Source organism: Streptomyces carpinensis (genome assembly GCF_002154505.1).
Lineage (GTDB): Bacteria > Actinomycetota > Actinomycetes > Streptomycetales > Streptomycetaceae > Streptomyces > Streptomyces carpinensis.
This window is the reverse complement of sequence record NZ_MUBM01000248.1, coordinates 21,691-44,528: the sequence shown is the minus strand read 5'-3', so window position 1 is coordinate 44,528 and position 22,838 is coordinate 21,691. Positions and strand designations below refer to the sequence as shown.

At 69.6% G+C, this 22,838-nt stretch carries 19 protein-coding genes; 8 read left to right on the top strand and 11 right to left on the bottom strand.

All coding sequences use genetic code 11. The annotated features are described in order from the left end of the window. Nucleotides 1-325: 325 nt before the first annotated feature. The 5 genes from BZY54_RS30730 to BZY54_RS30710 are packed head-to-tail and all read right to left on the bottom strand — an operon-like array spanning nucleotide 326 to nucleotide 5,574. On the bottom strand, nucleotides 326-1,432 hold the full coding sequence (locus BZY54_RS30730) for an aldose 1-epimerase family protein (RefSeq protein WP_086728593.1): 1,107 nt from the start codon (nucleotides 1,430-1,432) through the stop codon (nucleotides 326-328). Beyond that, the gene (locus tag BZY54_RS30725; RefSeq protein ID WP_086728592.1) at nucleotides 1,429-2,175 is read right to left on the bottom strand and encodes an SDR family NAD(P)-dependent oxidoreductase; all 747 of its coding nucleotides are present in this window, start codon (nucleotides 2,173-2,175) and stop codon (nucleotides 1,429-1,431) included. Before BZY54_RS30725 ends, BZY54_RS30730 begins: the two co-directional genes overlap by 4 nt. Further along, nucleotides 2,172-3,401 (bottom strand): type 2 periplasmic-binding domain-containing protein, encoded by a 1,230-nt coding sequence (locus BZY54_RS30720; RefSeq protein WP_086728591.1) that lies wholly within the window; start codon nucleotides 3,399-3,401, stop codon nucleotides 2,172-2,174. Before BZY54_RS30720 ends, BZY54_RS30725 begins: the two co-directional genes overlap by 4 nt. Next, nucleotides 3,398-4,579: a CaiB/BaiF CoA transferase family protein gene (locus tag BZY54_RS30715; protein WP_086728590.1), complete on the bottom strand. Its 1,182-nt coding sequence runs from the start codon at nucleotides 4,577-4,579 to the stop codon at nucleotides 3,398-3,400. Before BZY54_RS30715 ends, BZY54_RS30720 begins: the two co-directional genes overlap by 4 nt. A gap of 2 nt (nucleotides 4,580-4,581) precedes the next feature. Next, nucleotides 4,582-5,574, bottom strand: coding sequence for a fumarylacetoacetate hydrolase family protein (locus BZY54_RS30710; protein ID WP_244217420.1), 993 nt, complete (start codon nucleotides 5,572-5,574; stop codon nucleotides 4,582-4,584). Between the two features lie 90 nt (nucleotides 5,575-5,664). On the opposite strand from BZY54_RS30710, the gene BZY54_RS30705 reads away from it, so the two are divergent. The 4 genes from BZY54_RS30705 (at nucleotide 5,665) to BZY54_RS30690 (ending at nucleotide 12,359) form a co-directional block, all read left to right on the top strand. Then, a complete protein-coding gene (locus tag BZY54_RS30705; RefSeq protein WP_086728589.1) occupies nucleotides 5,665-6,453 on the top strand; it encodes an enoyl-CoA hydratase/isomerase family protein in 789 nt (262 codons plus the stop codon). Between the two features lie 420 nt (nucleotides 6,454-6,873). Continuing rightward, nucleotides 6,874-7,827: an NADP-dependent oxidoreductase gene (locus tag BZY54_RS30700; RefSeq protein ID WP_086728588.1), complete on the top strand. Its 954-nt coding sequence runs from the start codon at nucleotides 6,874-6,876 to the stop codon at nucleotides 7,825-7,827. 435 nt (nucleotides 7,828-8,262) lie between these two features. After that, a complete protein-coding gene (locus BZY54_RS30695; RefSeq protein WP_158103937.1) occupies nucleotides 8,263-11,463 on the top strand; it encodes a WD40/YVTN/BNR-like repeat-containing protein in 3,201 nt (1,066 codons plus the stop codon). Nucleotides 11,464-11,780: 317 nt separating this feature from the next. Beyond that, nucleotides 11,781-12,359 (top strand): flavodoxin family protein, encoded by a 579-nt coding sequence (locus tag BZY54_RS30690; RefSeq protein ID WP_086728586.1) that lies wholly within the window; start codon nucleotides 11,781-11,783, stop codon nucleotides 12,357-12,359. A gap of 643 nt (nucleotides 12,360-13,002) precedes the next feature. Here BZY54_RS30690 and BZY54_RS30685 read toward each other — a convergent pair. From BZY54_RS30685 to BZY54_RS30665, 5 genes are all read right to left on the bottom strand, one after another. After that, a complete protein-coding gene (locus BZY54_RS30685; protein ID WP_086728585.1) occupies nucleotides 13,003-13,947 on the bottom strand; it encodes a C45 family autoproteolytic acyltransferase/hydrolase in 945 nt (314 codons plus the stop codon). A 63-nt stretch (nucleotides 13,948-14,010) separates the two neighbouring features. Continuing rightward, nucleotides 14,011-14,208: a hypothetical protein gene (locus tag BZY54_RS30680; RefSeq protein WP_086728584.1), complete on the bottom strand. Its 198-nt coding sequence runs from the start codon at nucleotides 14,206-14,208 to the stop codon at nucleotides 14,011-14,013. Between the two features lie 21 nt (nucleotides 14,209-14,229). Beyond that, complete coding sequence (locus BZY54_RS30675; RefSeq protein ID WP_086728583.1) at nucleotides 14,230-15,198, bottom strand: MBL fold metallo-hydrolase; 969 nt, start codon at nucleotides 15,196-15,198, stop codon at nucleotides 14,230-14,232. A 125-nt stretch (nucleotides 15,199-15,323) separates the two neighbouring features. Beyond that, nucleotides 15,324-15,590 (bottom strand): serine hydrolase, encoded by a 267-nt coding sequence (locus BZY54_RS53740; RefSeq protein WP_244217419.1) that lies wholly within the window; start codon nucleotides 15,588-15,590, stop codon nucleotides 15,324-15,326. A gap of 102 nt (nucleotides 15,591-15,692) precedes the next feature. Further along, a complete protein-coding gene (locus BZY54_RS30665) occupies nucleotides 15,693-16,718 on the bottom strand; it encodes a GlxA family transcriptional regulator (RefSeq protein ID WP_086728582.1) in 1,026 nt (341 codons plus the stop codon). A 141-nt stretch (nucleotides 16,719-16,859) separates the two neighbouring features. On the opposite strand from BZY54_RS30665, the gene BZY54_RS30660 reads away from it, so the two are divergent. Then, nucleotides 16,860-17,498 (top strand): HD domain-containing protein, encoded by a 639-nt coding sequence (locus BZY54_RS30660; RefSeq protein ID WP_086728581.1) that lies wholly within the window; start codon nucleotides 16,860-16,862, stop codon nucleotides 17,496-17,498. A gap of 240 nt (nucleotides 17,499-17,738) precedes the next feature. Next, on the top strand, nucleotides 17,739-17,876 hold the full coding sequence (locus BZY54_RS51090) for a hypothetical protein (protein ID WP_158103936.1): 138 nt from the start codon (nucleotides 17,739-17,741) through the stop codon (nucleotides 17,874-17,876). Between the two features lie 277 nt (nucleotides 17,877-18,153). On the opposite strand, the gene BZY54_RS30650 is transcribed toward BZY54_RS51090, so the two are convergent. Beyond that, the gene (locus BZY54_RS30650; protein ID WP_158103935.1) at nucleotides 18,154-21,480 is read right to left on the bottom strand and encodes a phosphodiester glycosidase family protein; all 3,327 of its coding nucleotides are present in this window, start codon (nucleotides 21,478-21,480) and stop codon (nucleotides 18,154-18,156) included. Between BZY54_RS30650 and BZY54_RS51085 the strand changes: the two genes are divergently transcribed. Both BZY54_RS51085 and BZY54_RS52385 read left to right on the top strand, forming a co-directional pair. After that, nucleotides 21,470-21,862: a hypothetical protein gene (locus BZY54_RS51085; RefSeq protein ID WP_158103934.1), complete on the top strand. Its 393-nt coding sequence runs from the start codon at nucleotides 21,470-21,472 to the stop codon at nucleotides 21,860-21,862. The genes BZY54_RS30650 and BZY54_RS51085 overlap by 11 nt on opposite strands. A 326-nt stretch (nucleotides 21,863-22,188) precedes the next feature. After that, entirely contained in the window at nucleotides 22,189-22,728 is a 540-nt protein-coding gene (locus BZY54_RS52385) for a hypothetical protein (protein ID WP_086728579.1), read from the top strand. Nucleotides 22,729-22,838 lie beyond the last annotated feature (110 nt).

Sequence of the window (22,838 nt, the reverse complement as noted above, 5' to 3'; positions counted from 1 at the left end):
GCCGAGGCGGCCGCGGCCGCCATGCGGGACCACATCACCAAGTCCTGGTCGCGGCGCCGCCCCCGCGGGGAGTGAGACCCCCGCCCCAGCTCCAGCGGCCGAACGCCGAGACGGGATGGGCCACGGCGCCTGGGTCCTCAGCGGTGGTGCCATCCGGCCCGCAGCCTGACGGTCATCGCGCGCGGCCCGCTCCGGGCCCGGGTCGAAGGACTCCGGCATCCGGTCCGCGCGCAACCGGTGTGCACCGTGCCACCTGGCACATGCTCACCCACGACGCCGAGTACCCCGGCATCGGAGACGAAGAAGGCGAGGCGGCGCTCGACGCTCAGCGCATGACGGGGATTCTGCCGAAACGGAACACACTGTCATAGCTGCGCTGCTGACCATGACCCAGCCAGATCATGCTGCCGTCCTCGCGCGCCGCCGCGTCTCCTGCGACCGCGTGGGTGGAGGGTTCCAGACCTACCGCCCAGCCGCCCTCGCGCAGGTTCAGCCACTGGAAGAAGTGCGGGAACGCGGCCGAGTCCACGTCGAGTTCGAAGGACTGACCGAGCGCTTCGTTGACCAGTGCCACCCGGTGCCGTCCCTGGTCGTCGGCGACGAGGCGATGCTCGTAGACCTGCTCGACGAAACCTGGCAGCGGCCGGTCGAAACACAGGTGGTCGACGCCCTGTTCGGCCACGCTCTCGCTCTGCCACACGGTGGCGTCGACGTCGGCGACGAATCGGGTGCCGCTGTCGAGAAAGGGCCAGCCCACGTTCACGTGGTACAGGAACATGTGGGGAGTGGGATCGAAGCCGGCGTTGGTGACCACGTCGTGCAGCCGGATCTCGGTGCCGCCGAGGTCGGCCTCGATACGACGCCGCAGTGTCAGGTGCTCGCCGAAGTTGGTGGCCTGCGTCACCTCGCCCTCGGCCCACAGCACGCAACGGTCCTCACTCGTCCACTCGTGGCCGTAACCGATCAGCCGAGCGGGGATGTTGGCGACGCGGCCGTGCAGACCGTGTCGGACGGTGGGCCGCGGCGGGTAGCGGTAGTGCCCGGCGTCGACGTCGCCGCCGAAGAGCGTGTGGTCGAGACCCCCGGTGACCACCAGCCCCGACATGCTGCGCAGCCAGGACAGCCCCTCCTCGTCCGCGTTCTCGTGCAGCCCCGGGTGGCGGAAGCCGGTGCGCGAGCGCCAGCCGACCGACACGCCGTCCATCTCGGCCAGGCCGATGTCCATGGCCCGGTCGACGAGCACGTCGAAGCGCAGTCCGCCTCCGGTGCTGAACTCCAGGGCACGCACACCTCGTTCGACGCCGTCGTCCAGGACGACCGCGCGGACACCTCCGTAGGCGCTGATCTCCCCGGCGTGCCGGGCGATGTCGAGCCGGCCCGGCACCGGCCGCCCATGCCCCCGTACGCCGCCTGCTTGGTGCTGCACGCTCATGCCATCACCCATCCGCCGTTGACCTCGATCGTCTGACCGGTCACGAAGGACGCGTCCGGGCCGGTCAGAAAGGACACCACCGCCGCGAGCTCGTCGGGGCTGCCGCGCCGTTTGAGCGCCTGCCGCCGCACGACCATCTCGCTGTAGGACTCGGGATCCTCATGGATCTCTTCGGCGGCGGTCTTGAAGGCGCCCGGGGAGACCGCGTTCACTCGGACACCGTGCGGTCCGAGCTCTCGCGCGAGGGCGCGGGTGAGGGCCACCGCGGCGCCCTTGGTGGCGGTGTAGGCGGCGAGGTCCTCCCAGCCGCCGTGCATCGTGATCGAGGCGACGTTCACGATGCACCGGTCGGTCCGCGGCACGGCGGCGACCATCTGCCGCGCGCCCTGCTGGGCGCACAGCCAGTAACCGCGCTGGTTGACCGTGTGGACCCGCTCGTACTCCGCGAGAGGCATCTTGAGGAAGGGCACGGCGGGGTAGACGGCGGCGTTGTTGACGAGGACGGTTGTGTCGCCGAGGCGCTCGCGGACGGTGTCGAAGAATGCGCTCACGGCCCGCTCGTCGCACAGGTCCACGGCTTGCGCGAAGGCGTCGCAGTCCTCGTCGGCCAGGGCGGAGGCCGTGTCGGCCAGGGTCGGCTCGTGGACGTCGGTAGCCGCCACGCTGTGCCCGTCGCGGGCCAGTCGCAACGCGATCGCCCGACCGAGAGCACCACCGGCTCCGGTGACAACGGCGACACTCATGTCAGCTCCTTTGCCTGCTCGAACTCAGGGCGCGTACGGCGGCACAGGGCCGCGAAGTCGCGGTTGATCCGGTCGACGACACTGCGCGCGGAGCCACCCTGCACGACGGCCTCGCGCACCAGCTCCGAGCCCTCGGCCTGAAGTCCTATCCAGCCGGGCATGCGGGGCCGCACCCAGGCGGCCTCCAGGGTGGCTACGGTGGAGCCGTAGAAGCCGCCTCGGTCCGAGTCGGCGTGCGGCCCTGCCCACACCTCTCGGTGGGCGGGTTGGCCCCCGGCCGCGGGGACCAGTCCCCTCTGCACCTCGTCGCGGAGGTAGGCGGTCAGCCAGTCGCCCACGGCCGGATTGCCCTCGGTCCGGCGGGAGACGGCGAGGCCGGTCCCACCGAGGACGCTGAGCGGTCCGCTGCCCCGCCGTCCCGGTGCGTCGGCCCATGCCAGAGCGTGTCCCGTGGTGGGCCGGGCGTAGGAGACGTAACCGTAGGCGAGCGGGCACCAGACAGGGCTGGGACCGCTGGCCGCGATGGCCTCGTGCACCTGGATCGGGTCGAGCAGTGAGGTCTCCCGGTCGCCCGCCCGGTACACGGTCCGCAACAGCTCCAGCGCCTCGACGGCGGACTCCTGGGGCAGCAGCTGCCGGACGCCGGCCGACTCGGGGGACACCGGCCGGCCGGCCTCGGCGGCGGCCGCCGACTGCTGCGCGCACATCGCCAGCAGGTTCAGCATCGCGTGGGGGCCACCGAGGCAGAGCGTCACGGGGTAATCGGCCGCGACATCGGGCGCCTCCTCCCAGCGGGCGGGCACCGGTACGTGCGCGTCGCGCCGGTGCACCGCGACCTGTGCGGCGGCGTCGACCGGAACCGCCCACGTCCGGCCGCACATGCGATAGCTGGCGGCGCTGCGGCCGACAGTCACGGCCAGCCAGGTCTCCAGCTGCCCGCTGTCGACGACCTCTTCGAGCGGCAGCAGAGCGTCCGCTTCGATCGCCGCGCCGAGCCCGGGGTGGTCGATGACCATGAGGTCGTATTCCCTGGCCAGTTCGGCGACGGGGTGCGCCTCGAAGGCGGACAGCGGCTGCCGGTGCCAGTCGACGGCGGGTGCCTCGAATGTCTGCGCGAAGGCGTCGAGTGCGCAGTGGCCCCGCGGGTGGTCCCAGGTCATGCCGGTCAGCGACGCGCCGCCCGGGTCGCGGCGGCGCGGGTCGGCGGCGGGCGAGGCATCGGTCACGCGATCACTCCGTTCACGAACAGGTCCTCGATCACGCCGGCGGGCAGGCCCAGTTCGCCGAGGATCTCCGTGGTGTGCTCGCCGCAGGTGGGCGCGCCCCGGTGCAGCTCGGGTGGAGTGCGGTCCATGCGGAATGCGAAGCCAGGTGTGGTGACCTTGCCCTCGGTCGGATGCTCGTAGTGGATGAAGCTGCCGTTGTGGAGGACCTGCGGGTCCTCCAGGACGTCCTCGTAGGAGTTGACGGGTCCGACCCAGACCCCGCGCGCGCCGAGCCGGCGCAGCCACGACTCGGTGGTGTCGCCGAGTAGGTGGGCGGCGACGGCCCGGGAGATCTCCTCGCGGTGCGTGAAGCCGTCGCGTTCCGCGTCCCACGCGGCGAGCGCCGGGTCGCCGAACTCCTCGGCGAGGACGGTCAGATCGGCGAAGGCGAGCGCGAGGTGTCCGTCCCGCGTCGGGAAGATGCCGTACGGGGCGCGGATATACGTGTGGGCGTGTATCTCGTGCCCGCGGCGCTGGCGAACGCCGCCCACCGTGCGCACCGACAGCTCCTGCATCTGCATCGCGATCATGGCGTCGAGCATGTTGACCGAGACCCGCTGTCCCTCCCCGGTGCGTTCGCGGTGCAGCAGCGCGGCGAGCACGGCCTCGAAGGCGGAGTAGGCGGTGATGGCGTCCGCGACGAAGTACGGTCCCGGCTGTGGGGGCCCGTCGGCGGCTCCCCCACTGTGCAGTGCGCCCGTGAGACCTTGCAGGAGGAGGTCCTGCCCGGGCCGATGGGCGTACGGTCCGCTCTCGCCGTACCCGGAGATGGAGACGTAGACGATGTCGGGCCGCACGGCACGGATCGACTCGTAGTCCAGGCCGAGCCGGTCGGCCACTCCGGGCCGGTAGTTCTGGAGGAACACGTCGGAGCGGGCGGCGAGCCGGTACACGAGGTCGCGGCCGCTGTCCTGCTTGAGGTCGACGGCCAGGCTGCGCTTGTTGCGGTTCAGCGACAGGAAGGATGCGTTGACCTTGTTCCCGGTGGCCCCGCCGGCAGCAGTGCGCCGCTGCCACTCCCCCGTCACCGGCTCGATCTTGAGCACGTCCGCGCCGAGGTCACCGAGCCGCATGGTGGCCAGCGGTCCGGCCATGGCGATCGACAGGTCGAGGACCCGGTATCCGCCGAGGACCGACACGACTAGGCCTCCCCCTCGATCGAGGCGCTGTTCTCTGTACAGCCGCCTGGCTGCCCTGCGACGGCCGCGCCGCTCATCGCCCGCCGCCCTCCCGACACGCGGCCGTGCAGAGCCCGGTCGAGCAGCCAGGCCATCGCCTCCTTGCCGACGACCACCGGATTGTCCAGCGCACCGAGACCGGCCACACCGATGTGCACCACGTCGCCCTCCGCCAGCGTGAAGGGCAGTTCCGGCACGAGGCTGGTGCCGGTCGCGAGCACCACGCCCTGCGGGAACTCGTCGGCACGGAAGAGGTAGCCGAGCAGTTCGGGCAGCTCACGGCGCAGCAGCCCGGTAGAGGACCGCCCCTGCCAGGCGGTCCGTCCCTCCCGGGAGATGGTGAGCTCCATCGCGAGCGCGTGGGGGGCACTCACCTCCCACACCGGCGTGATGCCGGGGCCCAGCGCGCAGGCGCCGAGATACGCCTTCGCCTGCGGCAGGTAGAGGGGGTTCTCACCCTCGATCGAGCGGGAGCTGACGTCGTCGCAGATCGTGTAGCCCACGGTCTCGCCGAACCGGTTGGCGACGACGGCGAGTTCGGGTTCCGGCACGTTGACGGCGGAGTCCGCGCGCACGCTTACAGGTTCGTCCGGGCCGACCACCCGCCAGGACGCCGCCTTGAAGAACAGCTCCGGCCGCTCGGCTGCGTAGACCCGGTCGTAGATGTCGGCCTCGTGCTCGCTCTCCGCCATGCGCGCGGCTCGGGATCGCTCGTAGGTGACGCCCGCGGCCCAGACCTCGGTCAGTCCGCAGACTGGTGCGCCCAGTTGGGGGACCTCGTCCGACGGCCGGGTCGGCGGCGCCGCGACGGCGTCCTCGACGACCCGGCGCAGCTCCCGGAGAGGGAGCTCCAGCAGTTCGTCCAAGTCGACCGGCAGCGCGTGGAATCCCCGCTGAGTCAGTACTCCCCCGTGAAGGCCGACACCGTTCCCGTACCGGGCTCGCACGATCTGCACGATTGCTCCCTCCCACGACGGCCGCAAACATATGATGTCATAGGAGTTACGTCAACGGTCGGCTGCATTCACCCCCTTGCGAGGAGACGCATGAGCACGGACACGGACGGCACCATCCGCCTCGAACGCGACAGCTCGGCCCTGGTGGCCACCCTCACGATCGACCGTCCGGCGAAACTCAACGCCGTCACACCGCGGATGGCCGAACAACTGGCCAAGGCAGTGGAGACCTGCAACACAGACCCCGACGTACGCGCGATCGTGGTGACCGGTGCCGGGGAGCGCGCGTTCACTGTCGGCTCGGACATCCGTGCCCTCGACGCGTACGCGACCCCGTGGGACTTCCGCAACCGCGTCGACTACTGCGACGCGCTGCGGCGGCTGGCCAAGCCGACCATCGCCGCCATCAACGGCTATGCCCTGGGCGGCGGGTTGGAGACGGCCCTGAGCTGCGACATCAGGATCGCCGTCACGACGGCCCGACTGGGTGCCCCGGAGGTCAAACTGGGGTGGATCGGCGGCGGAGGCATGTCCGCCTTCCTGTCACGCGCGGCCGGGCCGAGCAATGCGGCGCTGATGCTGATGACGGGGGATCCCATCGACGCGGCCCGGGCCCTGGACTGGCACCTGGTGAGCGAGTTGACCGAGCCCGAGGACCTCCTGCCGCGGGCCCACGCGGTGGCCGCGTCCATCGCGGCCCGCGCACCGATCGCGACGGAGACAGCGAAGGTGAACCTGCGCGCGGCGGCGAGCATGCCGGAGGAGCAGGCGCTGGTCTACGAGCGCGATCTGCAGACCATCTGCTTCGCCACCGACGACGCCGAGGAGGGGCGCCGCGCCTTCACCGAGAAGCGCACTCCACAGTTCCAACGGCGGTGACCAGAAGGAGCTACTGACCGACCGTATCGACGGCGATGTGCCGCTTGGGCCAGTGACCGGCCGATGTCGTCACGCGCTGAAGCGCACTTCAACGCCACCTGCTCGCTCCGGAAGTGTCCACGGGCCTTGACTGCTCGCCGGATCCACATGTTGCCCGACTCGAGCGCGTTCGTGGTGCCTTGGGCTGTGCCGACCAGCGGACGGCCGAAGATGTCGTACGTCTGCGTGGTCTTCTCATCCGGCGCACCCCTCTGGCCGCCGACGCCGAGGCCGGCGCGGACGTCGTCGCTTTCGGTGGGGCCTCCGGGAAGACGGCTCTGTTCCCGAACCGTTGAAGGTGACGGCACGGTCGATGTGTGGTCTTCCCGCGCGTGGCCGTCCCAGGCTTGTCGGCGAACGGCGAAGGGTGTTGATCAAGCGATGAAGGCGGTGCGGTTCCACGCGTACGGCGGGATCGACGTGCTGCGGGTGGAGGAGGTGGCACGGCCGACACCCGGCCCTGGGCAGCTGCTGGTCGAGGTCCGCGCGGCCGGGATCCAGCCGGGCGAGGTGATGATCCGCGAGGGCGCGCGGCACCGCCGGTGGCCGGCGACGTTCCCCTCCGGGCAGGGCAGCGATCTGGCCGGCGTCGTGGTGGAGACCGGCCCCGAGGTGCGCGGCTTCGCGGTGGGCGACGAGGTCCTGGGCTTCACCCATAACAGGGCGAGCCACGCGGAGTTCGTCGTGGTCGACGACGTGAATCTGGTCTCCCGTCCGGCAGACCTGCCCTGGGACGTGGCCGGCTCGCTGTACGTGGCCGGCACGACCGCGTACGCCAGCGTGTTCGCGGTGGATCCCGGACCGGGCGACACGGTCGTGGTGTCCGGTGCCGCCGGCGGTGTCGGGTCGCTTGCGGTGCAGCTCGCGCGAAGGCGAGGCGCGACGGTGATCGGGCTGGCGAGTGAGCGGAACCACGCGTGGCTGAAGGATCGCGGCGTCGTCCCGGTCGTGTACGGCGAGGGCGTGGCCGAACGGATCCGGCGGGCTTGCGACGGGAACGCCGACGCCTTCATCGACACGTTCGGCGACGGCTACGTGGAACTGGCGGTGGAGTTGGGCGTGGCGCCCGAGAGGATCAACACGATCCGCGATTGGCAGGCCGCGGCCAGGGTCGGTGCGCGGACCTACGGAGAAGGCTCGGCGGCGTGCGCGGTCGTGCTCGGCGAACTGGCCCGACTCGCCGCGCGCGGAGAGCTGGACGTGCCGATCGCCCGCACCTACCCGCTGGAGCGGGTGCGAGACGCGTTCCACGAATTGGAACGGCGGCAGACACACGGCAAGATCGTGCTCCGACCCCGGCACATCGACGCAGTGTCTCCGCTGACCACCAGGTGACTTCCCGTCAAGTGGACGTCAGCCCGGGAATCAACAGCCGGCCACCAATGCCGAGTCCGCAACGACGCGCCGGCTTCGACGCCCTCGACATGCGCCCGTAGTCCACATGTGGCCTGCGTCCGACATCGCAGTGCGAGGGTTGACCCCTGTTGTGTTCCAATGCCTGGGCAGGCTACATGTACATGCCATAGAAGTGGAGACGGGCATCTACGGTGTCAGCTTTACGATGTGATGTGCCATGCCTGTTTACCCGGGCTGGTAAAGCGTTGCGGATGCCGGTCTCCGCTCAGTCAGGAGCGGATGCATCATGGTGTTCTCACCGAACGGCGCCGCATTGCGCGGCATACGGAAGTCTCCCCCGACCTCAGCCAGAACCGGCGTCACCCGCCGCGTCATAGCGGCGCACCCGTCCCGTCTTCGTCGGGGGGTGGCCAATTGAAGCGGCCATTGATGCGGGTCGCCGGAGCGGCGGCACTCCTGCTCGGGCTGCCTCTCGTCGCGCCGGCCGCGCCGGCCGCCGCGTCGCCGACGCCGAAGGGCGTTGACCCCTCGCTGTACGCCGGCCTGAATTGGCGCAACGTCGGCCCGCAGCTCGGCGGGCGCTCGATCGCTGTCGCAGGCAACTCCGCCCGTCCGAACGAGTACTACTTCGGGGCGACCGGCGGTGGTCTGTGGAAGACCACCGACGGCGGCACGGAGTGGGCGCCGGTGACGGACGGGAAGATCTCGAGCTCGTCGGTCGGCGCGGTCTCGGTGTGTCCGTCCGATCCGGACACGGTCTACATCGGCATGGGCGAGGTGGACCTGCGCGGGAACATCATCCCGGGCGACGGCGTCTACAAGACCACCGACGGCGGCAAGAGCTGGAAGCACCTGGGACTCGCCGACACCCAGATGATCGGCCGGATCCAGGTCGACCCGGGCGACTGTGACCGTGTGTTCGTCGCGGCGCAGGGGCACGTGTGGGGCAAGAACACCGAGCGAGGTGTGTTCCGCTCCACCGACGGTGGCCAGAACTGGCAGCGCGTTCTGTACGTGGACGACCAGACCGGTTCGCCGGACGTGACGATGGACCCGTCCAACCCGGACGTGCTGTACGCCGGGATGTGGCAGGTCCAGGGCAAGTTCTGGAAAACGGAGAACGGTGGCCCGGGCAGCGGACTCTACAAGTCGACCGACGGCGGCAGCACCTGGACCGAGCTGACCTCCCGCCTCGGGCTGCCCGCGGACGCGCCGATCGGCAAGGTCGGGGTCAGCGTCTCCGGCGCCGACCCGAACCGGGTGTACGCGCTCGTGGAGGCGAAGGACGGCGGGCTGTTCCGCTCCGACGACGCGGGCAGCACCTGGAAGCTGATCAACAACAGCCAGGCCGTCCGGCAGCGCGCCTTCTACTACACCCGAGTAGTCGCCGACCCGGTCGACAAGGACCGGGTCTACGTACCCGAAGTGCAGTTCCTGCGCTCGAACGACGGCGGCGCCAACTTCTCGACGATGAGTGGCCTGCCGCACGGCGACAACCACGCCCTGTGGATCGACCCGCAGAACAACCAACGGATGATCGAGGGCAACGACGGCGGCGCCACCGTATCCACGAACGGCGGCTCGTCGTGGACCGCGGAGGACTACTCGACGGGCCAGTTCTACAGCGTGGTCACCACCGACGACGAACCGTACCTGATCTGCGGCCAGCAGCAGGACCGCGGCACCACCTGCGTGTCCAGCACCGGCGGCACCGACACGGTCAACATCACCGGTGGCAGCGAGAGCGGGCCGATCGCCGTCGACCCGAAGAACTCCAACGTGTTCTACGCGGGCAGCTGCTGCGGGCCGTGGACCGGTTCGATGAGCCGCTTCGACCGCAGCGGTGAGAGCGCCATCGGCGCCCGGCGGGTCGACCCCTGGCCGGACAACCCGATGGGCTCGGCGGCCGGCACGCTGAAGCACCGCTTCCAGTGGTCGTACCCGCTGGTGACCAACCCGGCCGAGCCGGACGCCATCTACGCCGGCTCACAGCACGTGATGAAGTCGACGAACAGTGGGCAGTCCTGGCAGGAGATCAGCCCGGATCTCAGCTACGCCGATCCGGCCACCCTCGGTCCTTCCGGTGGGCCGATCACCCTGGACCAGACCGGCATCGAGTACTACGCCACCGTGTTCTCGATCGCCCCGTCGACCGTGAACAAGAACCTCATCTGGGCGGGCACCGACGACGGCCGGGTCTGGCTCACCCAGAAGGGCGGCGACAAGTGGAGTGAGGTCACGCCTGGCGGCCTGGAGAAGTTCACCCGCGTCAGCATGATCGACGCCGGGCACTCCACCCAGGCCAACAGCGCGGACAAGGCCGCCCAGAACACCGCGTACCTCGTCGGCCAGCGCTACAAGCTGGAGGACTTCACCCCGATCGCCTACCGCACGCACGACGGCGGGAAGCACTGGACGAAGATCACCACCGGCTTCGCAGCGGACGACTACCTGTGGAGTATCCGCCAGGACCCGGTCCGCGGCGACCTGCTCTACGCGACCAGCGCGCACGGTGTGTACGTGTCGTTCGACGACGGCGACCACTGGCAGTCGCTGCGGACGAATCTGCCCGACGTCACCGCCTACGACCTCAAGGTCAAGGGCAACGACCTGGTGATCTCCACCCAGGGCCGTGGTTTCTACGTCCTCGACGACGGGGCCGAGCTGCTGCGCAGGCTCAACCCCGGCACCAAGCCCGGGGACATCGCGGACTTCCACCAGACCGTCCCACCGGTGACGCCGATCAAGCCGGTATCATCGCCGGCCGCCGTGGTCCCGCCGACCCAGCACGCCGCGGATGCCGAGAACGACCTGGCCGTCGTGCAGGACCCGGACAACGCCGTACGTTCGGTGAGCAGCAACGTCAGGGTGGGCTACACCCTCAAACAGGATGTCACCTCGGCGAAGGTGGAGTTCGTCGCCCCTGACGGCACCGTCGTCTCCAGCAACGACGTGCCCACCACGGCGGGCAGCAGGACGGCCACGTGGAACATGCGCTACCCGGACGCGGTCAGCTTCCCCGGGCTGGTCTACTGGCAGGGTTCCAACCAGGGTCCGAAGGCGCCGCTCGGCAGCTACACCGTACGCCTCGTGGTGAACGGGAAGCCGTTGCAGCAGTCGTTCGACATCCTCAAGGATTCCCGGCTCACCCATGTCACGGAGGCCGACATCGCAGCGCAGTTCCAGCTGGACCTCGCCGTTCGGAACGCCACCAGCGACGCCAACCAGGGCGTGATCAACATCCGCGCGTGCACCGCGCAGGTGGATGATCGGGTCGCCGCGGCGAAAGATCCGGACGTCACCAAGGCCGGTACCTCGCTCGACGACACACTGAACGCCGTTCAGAACGAGCTGCACCAGAGCAAGAACGTGGCCAATGAGGATCCGCTCAACTTCGGCATCAGGCTCAACAACAGGATCGCCTCGCTGCACTCCGTGATCGAGAGTGTCGATGGCCGGCCCACCGACCAGACCCGGCAGGTCTTCGACAACCTGAACACGCTGCTGCAGGACCAGCTCAAGAAGCTCGGCACCGCGGTCGACACCGACGTGCCGAACTTCAACCAGCTGCTTGCCTCGCACAACCTGGCAGGGATCAACTGCTCGGCCGTCTGAGACACACCTGAGAGACACCTCGATGCGCACCTGAGGCACACCGCGCATCACGCCGCCGGGCCGGCCCCTTGACCACGACACGGTCACTGCCGGCCCGGCGGTCGCGCGCTTCTCGCCCGTCCGAGCAACCCGCCGACGCCGATGGCAGCGGCGTCAGTTGGGATCCGGCACACAAACGGCAGGGTCTGGTGCCGGTGCTCATGACGTGGCGCCGTTCGAGGAGGAGACATCCCGGTCGAGCCGATCGCGGGCGGAAATACCTGGGAGCCGGCCGGGGTTTCAGGGTGACGCAATCGTCCGCGACGACTGGAGCTCACGTGACCCGTTCGTTTCTCTTCCTCCTCGCCAGTGCCCGATCGGACGGCAACACCGAGTTGCTGGCCCGGGCCGCGGCCGAGCAGTTGCCGAACGACGTCGGACAACGCTGGCTGGACCTGGCACAGCTGCCGCTGGCCGACTACGTCGACGCCCGGCACTCCGACGTGCCCTGGCCGCAGCAGGAGAACGAGGAACTGCTGCGCCGGGCGACGCTCGCCGCCACCGATATCGTGCTCGCCTCCCCGTTGTACTGGTACTCGATGTCGTCGTATGCCAAGCGCTACCTCGACTACTGGTCGAAGTGGCTGGCCACCCCGGACCCGGGTTTCAGGACGAAGATGGCCGGACACACGCTGTGGGGCGTGACGGCGATGGCGCACCGCGAAGAGGTGGTCGCCGAGCCGCTGGTGCACACGCTGCACCACACTGCCGCTTACATGGGTATGCGCTTCGGCGGCGTGCTGCTCGGCAACGGCTCCCGGCCAGGGCAAGTGCTCGCCGACGAGCAGGCGGCCATGCGCGCCAAGACGTTCTTCGCCCAGGAACCGCCACTTGCTCGCTTCCCCTATGAGGAGTGAGAGATCTACCCCGTCGGGGGCGGGCCGTTATGTGCCCGATCGCCGCGGTGACCGCGGCGCGGGCCGGCTGTCAGGCGACGGTGGACGTTGTCTCGGTCACGGTTGGCGGGAGAGCGCGGTCAGGGTTTCGGTGCCTGGCACTGTCGTGTACGGGAAGGACGACCAGCACCGCGAGGAGGGGGCCGGCAGCGAGGGTGAGGCAGGCCGCGTCGAAGGAACCGGTCGCCGAGAAGACGGCGCCGACCGCGAGCGGGACCAGCACGCTGCCCAACTGCCAGATGGAGGCGCTGGCGGACGACCAGCCGCACTGATAGCAGCCTCGCCGACGCCACGTCCCTGCGGACCGCCCTGGCTCCTCTCGTCCTGATGCCGGTGCTGAGCTGGCTGATGTTCCGCTCTCCGCCCGAACCAAGCCTGCCGCAGCGACAGACTGCGGCGCCGGCGAAGGGAGACGACACCGGCGCCGCCCCCACTCCCACCCTCCCCGACCTCCACTGACCAATTCACCCGTGTCACGAGAGCCTCATCCTGTCGGCGGGACGGCGCCGCCTAACGACGATGCCGCAACGTCCCCAGCCCGTGGGTGGGAAACCCCTGGTCCCGTCAGCGCTGCGGTCTGTCGATTCGACGCGGCGACGAGCTCTCAGCCGGCCCGTCCGATGGTCACCGTCCGGGACCCCGGAGCGAAGTCGTGGAAGGACTGGTCCCAGGACTCGCCGGGCCAGTAGTAGGTCACGCGACCCTCTGAGGGCTGGTAATGCGCGGTGTAGAGGGTTCCCAACCCCTGGTCGTAAGCGAACTGATACAGCGGCGGCTTCAGCATCGCCGCCACGTCAGTGCCCGCTTCGCGAACGGCTCCCAGCCGCTCCTGGGTACGGGAGAACTGCTCCTGTTCGTCAGGCACCGGCAGGTGCTGGTGGTTGGCGGCGCAGGCCTCCGGTGCCTCAGTCAGTGAGATGTCCGGTCCCACGAACACCGTCACCGCCTTCTCGGAGTCGACAAGGGTGACATTCTGAGGGATGGCGATCGGTATGGACTTCAGCCTGCCGATCGCCTCGTCAACGGTGTCGCACGTCTCCAGCAGGTAGCGCAGGACGATGAGAATGGCGAAGCCGGGGCCATGGACGAATCGCCCGCCGAAGGTGAGCGAGACCGCGAGCCCGGCATCGTTCATCCCGTCCAGCAGGCCCCAGGCCACATCCTGCATTCCGATCACCGGGCGCAGGAAGTGGGAGGAGACGATGGTGCCCTCGCACTCCTCGGGCGCGAAGTCGTAGTTGCGCAGCAGAGTGCCGGAGTCGCCGATCTGGGTGCAGCCCGAGAAGAACGGTCGCACGGTCGCGAGGGTGAGGAAGGTTTCCCCTCCGGGCCGGTCGAGCTGACCGGCAAGGCGGTCGAGCACCGGGACCAGCTCCGGCATGTGTGTCTCGAACAGCTTCCGAGCACGGTCCGCGCCCTCCGGGGTACGGCTCTCCTCGGTCATCCATCCCTGCGCGAGCGGCCACAGGGCCTGTGCATGGGTGGCCCACCGCCCGTCGCTGCCGTCGCCGACCTCGATGGCACGGAAGGTCTTCTGCTGCTGGCTCATGGCTGCCGCTCCCTGGTGGACGCTCGGTGAGGTGGTGTCAACTTAGCCAATTCAGCGCATAATTCACCAGATCAGGAGCGGCTGCGGGAGGTACCCGGGGTGCTCGAAGAACGTGGCGAACGGCACGTCCGGGTGGGCGGCGTCCTTCGCCGTGAATTCCTTGTGGTGCCGGTACCGGTACCGGTGGGTGGCGGTGCCGGCGGCGGTCTGCGACGCGGGCGCGCTGCCGGGCTGTCTTCGCCGGTCGAGGTCGGCGCTCATCCCTGCTCCAGGGGCTGAGAGTCAGGCGGGGACGTGCAGGGCGGCCAGGTGCTCGGGCAGCTGCACCCGGCTCGCCGGAGCGGCCCGCCGGACCTGGGCGGCGAAGCCGTCCAGATCCATGGCCGGATCGCGGACCGCGGGCTCGGCGAGCGGCGTCTCGAAGTCGTCCCAGTGCACAGGCACCACAAGCTCGGGCCGTCCGAGAGCCTGCAACAGCCGCGGGACGTACCGATGCGTGGCGGTGCTGCCGGGCACGGCGACCATGGCGATGTCGGGCCGCAGCCCGTCCACCTCCCGCTCGGCGAAGTCGCTGGCCCCCATGAGGAAGGCAGCCGGCCCGGAACCGAAGCGCACCTGGAAGGCGAGGGTGTCCCCCTCGGGCAGGTCGGCGACGGTCGCGGGTACGGTGGCGGGCGGCGCGTGCAGGGTGCCAGGGGCGAAGTACTGGTGCGCGGCGTTGCGGCTGTGCCGGGCGGCGACCGCCTCCACCACGCAGCCGTCGAAGTCCAGCACCTCCCCTCCCTTGACCACGATCAGCTGTCCGGCGTCCACCCCGAGGGCCCGGAGCAGGTGGTAGGTGGTCTCTGTGCCGACGACCCGGGCACCGGTGATCTTGGCGATGTGCGGCACGTCGTTGAGGTGGTCCCAATGACTGTGGGTGACCAGGACCAGCTCCGGTCTGCCGACGTGGCGGTCCACCAGTGGCCCGTCCGTGCGCAGCGGGGTGGCGGGGTCGAAGGCGCCGCGGTACAGCCCGGTGTCGAAGCGGGTGAGGTAGGGGTCGACCAGCAGGGTGCGTCCGCCCGCGTCGATCCGCCACCCAGCGGTGCCGAGCCAGCGGTAGACGAGTTGCGGGTCGCCGTGCGACTTCGACGCGTCCGGCGGCAGCGTGGAGGCGGGGGTGGCGGAGGCGAATGCTGTCGGCAGCGCCACTCCGGCGGCTGCTGCGGCCCGCATGAGTCCGCGACGGTCGAAACCATGGGTGGGCATGAGGAGATGGCCTTTCTGCCGGGATGGGACGGGTCGGCGCCGTGTCCCAGCAGATCAGCGAAAGCCCGCTCCCGTCCAAGACCGCAGGGCGCGCTCCTCGATGAGGGAACGGATATGACAGCTGGTCAGGACGGATGCGGGGCGGCAGCGAGGGGTGCGGAGCCAGTGCAATGCCGGGTGAGCGGCGTGGCCGATCGCCGTGTCCACCTCCGCCCGGTGGGCGTGGTGATGCTCGTCGCGGACGAAGACCGCGAGCGCGTGGCGCCCCCGTCGGGGTGGTGCACCACGGCCGCCTCGTTGTGCAGGCCCGGCAGGGTGCCGGTCTTCCCCGCGACGCGCATCCCGTCGGGAGAGCCGGAGGTGACGCGGTGGGCGAACACCTGCTGCCCCATCAGGGTGCGCACCCCCGGCGCAGGCGGCGGGCGATGCGGCGCGGTCCTCCCGGACGATGAAGCGCCGCCCGAGTTCCCTCATTGCGCACGGCCGGAACGGGGTCATCGTTGCGGTGAGCGGTGCCGTGACTCGCCGCCGGTGTTCATCGATTGCTGTCCGGGGTGGGTTCGGTGGGTGGTGCCGGAGCGGCGGCCGTAGGCAGCGGGAGTGATGGCCAACTCTCGTGCGAAGACCCGCCGGAGGCTCTCGTAGCTGGGGAACCCGGCCAAGGACGCCGCTTGCGTAGCGGAGTGTCCCTGCTCGAGGAGGTCCTTGGCGATGTCGAACCGGATCGACTCGACGTACCGGGCCGGCGTGGTGGCCAACTCGTTCCGGAACAGCCGCGTGAGATGGCGGGGGCTGAGGTTGAGTTGCCTGGCCAGGTCATCAACGGAGTGGTTGCCTCCGGGGTCGGCCGTCACCAGGTCGACGACCGTGCGGAGCACTGGAGACCGGGGCGGCGGGCCCTGCAGGGGAGCGGAGAGCTGTGGGTGGCCGCCCGCGCGTTGCAGGTAGACCACCATGGCGCGGGCGATGTGCCGGCTCAGGTCGGGGCCGTGGTCCTCCTCGACCAGGGCCAGGGCCAGGTCGATGCCGGCGGTGACGCCCGCCGAGGTGTATGTGCTGCCGTCGCGCACATGGATGGCGTCCGGTTCGACGCGGATCTTCGGGTGCCGGGCGGCGAGCTCGCGGGCGATCTTCCAGTGGGTGGTGGCCCGCTTGCCGTCCAGGAGGCCCGCGGCGCCCAGGACGAAAGCTCCGGAGCACACGGAGGCGACTCGGCCGGACCGCTCCGCCAGAGCCTTTGCGGCCTCGGTCAGATCGTGCGTGACGGGTGTCTTGGGATAGACGTTCCCGCCCGGAATCAGGAACGTGTCGGAAGCCGGCTCAGAGGTGGGGTCGCCGTCGACGGTGATCCGTATGCCGATCGACGAGGTGACGTCGGTGCCGGTCGCCGACAGCAGGACGGTTCGGTAGTCGGCACCGAGTCGATTCGCCTCGGCGAACACCTCTGCGGGGCCGGCGACGTCCAGCAGGGTCACCCCGTCGTAGACGAGGATCGCGACCCGGTGCGTATGGGAGCTCATGGTCCCCTTCCTCAGGCGTCTGTATGGGGGTGGTCCGTGGCCGGACCGAGGTGGCGCCGAGCGCCGTGTGGTCGGCACCGTTGAGAGTGAGGATGGATCACTGCCTACTCGTGACACATGCAACAGGAAGGCGCCGACAATATGACCGACACCATCGCAGGCGTGGAAATTCCCGAGACCGCAGCCGTGGCGGAGGCCACTGCATTCCTCCGGGAAACCACGGGCCCCCTCCTCTTCCATCACTCCAGGCGAGTTTTTCTCTTCGGTTCCCTTCACGCGCGAGCGCTCGGCCTCCGGCCTGATCCTGAGTTGCTCTACCTGTCCGCGATGTTTCACGACACGGGCCTGTTGACTCCGTTCTCCGACACGGAGCAGCGCTTCGAGCTGGACGGCGCCGATCACGCGCGCAAGTTCCTGCTCGACCGCGGATTCCCGGAGGGCTCCGCCGAGGTGGTCTGGACGGCGATCGCGCTGCACACGACGCCGGGGATCCCCGGCCGGATGGGCCCGGAGACGGCTGCCACGAACTACGGCGTGCTGACCGACGCGGTCGGCTGGGGGCTGGACGGTCTGGACGGCGGCCAGGTGGACGAAATCATCGCCGCACACCCGCGTGGAGATTTCAAGAAGGAATTCCTGCAGGTCTTCGTCGAGGGGCTCAAAGATCGCCCGGACACCACCTATGGGACCGTCAACGCGGACGTGCTGGAACATTTCGTTCCCGGCTTCCGCCGCAAAACCATGGTCGAGCGCATTGTCGAAGCCCCCTGGCCGAAGTGATATCGACGAGGTCAGGATGCGGTGACACCGGTGGCTACGGCCACGATCAACACCGTTCCGGACGGCGCGCAGCGTTCTCCGTGCTGACGATCACGGCCGTGGCGATGATGTGGGCAGTGAGCGCGCCGTCACCCTTTTGGCCCATCGTGGATCGCATCGGGCCGGCCCCTTCCTGCCCTCGCAGGGACAGGCACGGTCCACATCGATGATGGGCCCGGCCGTACCGGAAGGAAGCACCCCATGCGTCCGGTCCGCGCGTCAGCTGTCGCACTCGCGGCGAGCGCCCTGCCGGGTCTCGCGGCGCCCGCCGCCGGCAACGACGGCGAGCTCGTCGCCACGGTGACCCAGCAGAGTCAAACGGCCACGCAGCCGGTGTGAGGGGCGCTGCGCCCTGCAAGCACTTCGCCGACCGCGATGCCCTGCCGGCGTCGCCGGCCCTGAAGGGCGGCTACAGGGAACAGCGACGCCGCTGCCGCAGCGCCCTGTCCCGTGATCAGCCGGATCACCGGCGATGCGAAGTAGGCGCTCGTTCTGCCGGAGATCGGGGGCTGGGGGCGAGCACATATCTGCTCGCCCCCAGCCGGACCGCCTCGTACGTCGGACCGGACAGTTCAGGAGCCGATCCGCAACGGCTGCCCGCCCGTGGTGGTCACGGTCACTTGACCTGGATGGTCTTCGAGGTCGTGATCGGCGCCAGTGAGCTGTCGTCGGCGTAGGGGCGCATCGAGTCGTTCGTCACCGATACGGTCACCGAGCCCTTGCGCAGCGCGGTGAGCGTCCGGGTCTGCGGGTCGAGGATCGCGACCCTGCCCTCGTCGCGGGCCTTGTCGATGACCTGCTTGCCGCTGCCGATCGCCAGGTCGGACGAGCCGCTCCAGTCGACCGACATCGGGTACCGCAACGGCACCACACGCGTGCCCGTCCCCACGCCCTCAGGCTGCACGATGCTGCCCGAGAGCTGCACGGCCTTGCCGACCTGGAGCGAGTCCGGGGTGTCGAGCGTGATGGACTGCGCGAAGGCGCGCACGTCGGCCTCGAGCCACTGCTGGTCCGCGTTGCGCTGCGAGCCGACGGACCAGTCGACCCACCCGGTGAAGCCGCCGCGGTCCGGCGTGCCGTACGGGTCCTTGCCCGACGACGGCAGCACCGTGTACGGGACACCCTCGATGCGGTGGACGTCGGCGATCTGGGCGTGGGATCCGACCATCGCGGCGCCCTTGCCCGTGGAGTCACGGAAGTCCGTGAGCATGTGCTCGACCAGCGCGGCCTCGTCGCGGTCACCGAGCTGGCTGGCCTTCGTCTCGGCGGGGTCGTCCACCGGGTGGTGGGCGAAGACCATGACGTTGTGGACCGACTTGTCCTTCTTGGCGTCGGCGAGTGCCTTCTGGAGCATCGGGAGCTGGTCCCACGCCGTCCCGCGCAGCGACCCGAGGGAGCTGGCGAGCAGGATGAACCGCGTGCCCTTGTGGTCGAACGTCCGGTACGGCCGGCCGAACTCCTTGGTGAAGTTCGTCAGGTCCTGCTGGACGTTGTCGAGGCCGTAGGACTCGTGGTTGCCCGGCACGTAGTAGCAGGGAACCGAGCCGGACTTCGGGTCCGGCGTGCTGTTCTCCGCCGGCTCTTGGCCGACCGGGATGAGGTCGCACCCGGCGTCGGTGAGCACCTTGCGGGCCAGCGAGAGGTCCTGCGGCAGTCCACGGTCGGTGACGTCACCGTTGAGGACGATCAGGTCCGGGTGGGTCTGGCGGATCCGCTTGATGGCGGTCGTCGCGACCTGGGTCAGGGCTGGGTTGTCGGCCGTGAACTGTACGTCCGACAGCGTGGCGAACTTCCACGTGTCCTTGCCCTGGAGCAGCGAGCCGTCGTCGGAGACGAGCGGGTCGGGCTGCAGGTCGGGCTGGGCGGGCAGGTCGATCGACGTCGGGACGTCGGCCTCGATGCGGTCCAGGACGAACGTGCCTGCCTTCTGCTGGGCGACGCTCGTGTTGATGCCCTGGAAGCCCGAGACCGCGATCGGGAACTTCGTGTTCGCCGGCAGCGTGAACGACGCGTTCTGCCAGTCGCCGCTCGCGGTCAGGCCACTGCCGTAGACGCCGTTGCTCTTGCCGTCCGCGTCGACGTAGCTGATGTAGGTCAGACCGTTCGGCACGCTGATGCTCGACTTGAGTCGTACTCGCAGGCGCAGCGGTTGGCCGGGTACCGGGACGCGAGCGGCCGCCGAAGTCGCCGTGATGCCCACGTTGCGCATCGCGTTGAAGTCGATCCGCAGGCCGTCGGGGTCCGCCGAGAACGTCGTGGCCGCGGTGCTGTTGTTGCGCCAGCGCGAGAGCACGTCGTCGTCGAAGTCGTAGACCGTCTTGGTCTGCACGCCGACGGTGATCGGGAGCTGGGCGGACTTGCCGCCGACCGAGACCGTGAGGATCGTGCCCGCGTTGGTGAGCGGTGTGATCTTCAGCTTGCCGTCCACGGACTTGATGTCGACGACGCTGTGGTCGTAGTCGAGCGAGAGGTCCCGCGGGTCGACCGGAGCCGTGTAGCCCTGGGCGTCGCGGCCGGTCACGGAGACGGTGACAGCGTTGTCGGGCTTCGCGTCGGCGATCGACAGGCGCTGGGACGACAGCTCCACCCTGCTGACCGGGCCGAGGACGGTGACCTTCGCCTGGGCCTTCTTGCTGCCCGCATGAGCGTCGACCGTGATCGCGCCGTGCGCCTTGGCCGAGGCGGCGAGCGTGCCGCCCTGGACGCGCCCTCCGTTCGCGTTCCACCGCACGGACTTCGGGTCGACCGTCACCGGCGTCTCGTGGTCGTCGACGCCCTCCGCGACGAGCGCGCGGTGCAGCCCCGGGAAGACCTTCACGCCGCCGTCGGCCGACGCCGCGCCCGGCGCGGGCTTGACGAGGAGCTGGTCCAGCTTGCCGTCGCCCTTCGTGACGAACACGCCTACGCCGTTGGGGTCGTTGCGCTCCTGGCCGTCGGACGGGACGTTGCGGACGGTCGCGGAGTCCTCGCCGAGAGCGCGGGCGACCATGGTGGTCGAGCCGCCGCCGTCGAGGTTGACCGCGGTCTCCACGCCCATCGCGGCGAGCTCACGCGCTTCCTCGTCGATCCCGATGCCGCCCTTGCCGGTGCCGCCCGGGCCGTCCCAGGTGGCGAGCACGAGCTTCCTGCCGCCGTCCTTGAAGCCGAGCGCGGTACGCGGGGCTATCGAGGTGTCGAGACCGCTGACGGCCTTGCCGCCGGAGACGATGGTGCCGCCGTGGCCGAGCGCGAACTTCATGGTCTTGGCCGCGTTGTCGGCGAGATCGTAACTGAGCTTCACCGGGTCGCCGGGCCGCAGTGCGCGGATCGCGGTCGCCGCGGCGCCGCGCCCGACGAGCACGAAACCGTCGTCCGGGATCGGCCCCGAGCCCGCGGGACCGTTCGGCGTGACCGACACGACCGAGCCGTTCTCGACCAGCACCTCGGCGATCTGGTCGTTGGGTACGCCCGTCAGGCCGCGGTTGCGGCTGTAGTCGCCCCACGCCGACGTGAACGCGATCAGGCCGTCGGCCGGGACCCCGCCGCCGTTCGCGGCGTTGAGCGACAGCACCTTGTGGTCCGCACCCGCGAAGTTCGCGTTCGCGTCGACCGTCAGGTCCACGAGCTGGGCGATGCCGTCCTTGCTGACGCCCACGTGCTGACGGCCGCCGGTGTCGGCGGACTTGATCAGCTTCCCGGCCTGGACCTCGCCGCCGAGGGCCGCGTTGGAGTTGCCGATGTCGAAGAACTCGCCGTTGACGCCCGCGACGGCGCCGGCCTTGTTGGCGGCCTTGCTGAGCGGGCCGCCGGAGGCGACCGGTCCGGAGGTCAGCAGGTCCGTGCGGACCGCACCGTCGGACAGGTCCACGTTCAGGAACTGCGCGTCGTACCAGCCCTTCTGGGCCAGCGCCTTCACGTGCTGGAGGCCGATCCCCGGGCCGATCCTCTCGGACGTGTTGGTCAAGGGGATTCCGCCGGTGACGGGCGCCGCGGTGGCCGGTGCACCGGTGTCGGGCGCACCGGTGGCCCGAGCACCGTCGGCCGGCGCACCGGTGACCGGATCTACGTTGGCCGGAGCAACGGCGACCGGCGGGACCGGACCGCTGTCCGCGTATGCGACGGCAGGTGCGGCGGCTAGCGCGGTCGCCGTGGCGAGCACGACCAGCATGGGTCTCTTGTGTCGATGGTTCAAGACCATCAATCTCATTGGAACCTCGGATGAAGAGGAGAAGCGGGGAAACACCCCCGCTGCGCCCATTTCGATCATGAGCGCGTACCCGATTACAGAGATCAACCGATACGCGCGAATGACGCCGTCGCGAGCCTTGGATGAACGCTTGCTGTAAGTTACATCTGGTTGTCGCGGTGAGCTTCGAGTGTTTACCCTGCCCGCCTGCGAGTTGATGCCCTGCCAGGAATCGCGGGCGCTCGGCAGGGTGGTGTCATCGTGGTGCGACGAGGCCGACGGCCGAAAGGGTGCTGAGTCGTCCCGGCACGTGTGGAACCGCTTGGAACGCGACCTGCCCGTCGAACGTGGGAGCCGGCAGAGTCCGCGGCCGGGTCCGGGTGTGCGGCTGCGTCACGCCGAGTCAGTCAGGGGCACCGTCGAGATCCCCCGACGGGAATACTGTGAGCCGGCCCGGTAGTCACGCCTGGCAAGGGAGCAAGGGCAGTGCACTGGTTGGATCGCCTGCAGGAGACGACAGGCCGGCATGGGCCTCGGCAGGAGTGCGACTGGACCGCGGTCGAGTCCGGACTCGGCACTCGGTTGCCGACCGACTGGAAGGAACTCGGTGTCCGCTTCGGACCGGGATCCTTTTCCTTCTACGTCTTCCCCCTCCGGAACGGCGAGGGCGCGGATTCCCTGCTGCGTTTCTGGCGCAGCTTGCGGCGGAAGTCTCAAGAGGACCCGGAGTGGATGGCCGGGTATTTCAACCCGTTCGAACTGTACGACCCGACCGAGGGCAGCGGTTTGATCATGTGGGGCAGGTCGGAGACGGGCGGCCGGTTCTATTGGCTTGCCGACAGCTCCGCCGACCCAGCCACCTGGCCCCTGGTCGCGCGACCGATGTGGGGCGAGGAATGGCACCCACCTCGACATGTCCGCTTCGGAGTTCATCTGGCGCGCGATCGCGGACCCCGGATTCCAGCCGTTCACGGTCGCCGATCCCAGGAATCCGCCGTCCTTTCATCCCAGCCCCGGCAGGACTGATCAGGCAGCCGTAGAGCCCTCCTGACAGGATCCACGGCACCGCTCCCCCGGCCTCCGGTCGCCGACGCCGGCTCCACCTGATCCAGTTCATGGCGCTGCTGGGGCTCGCC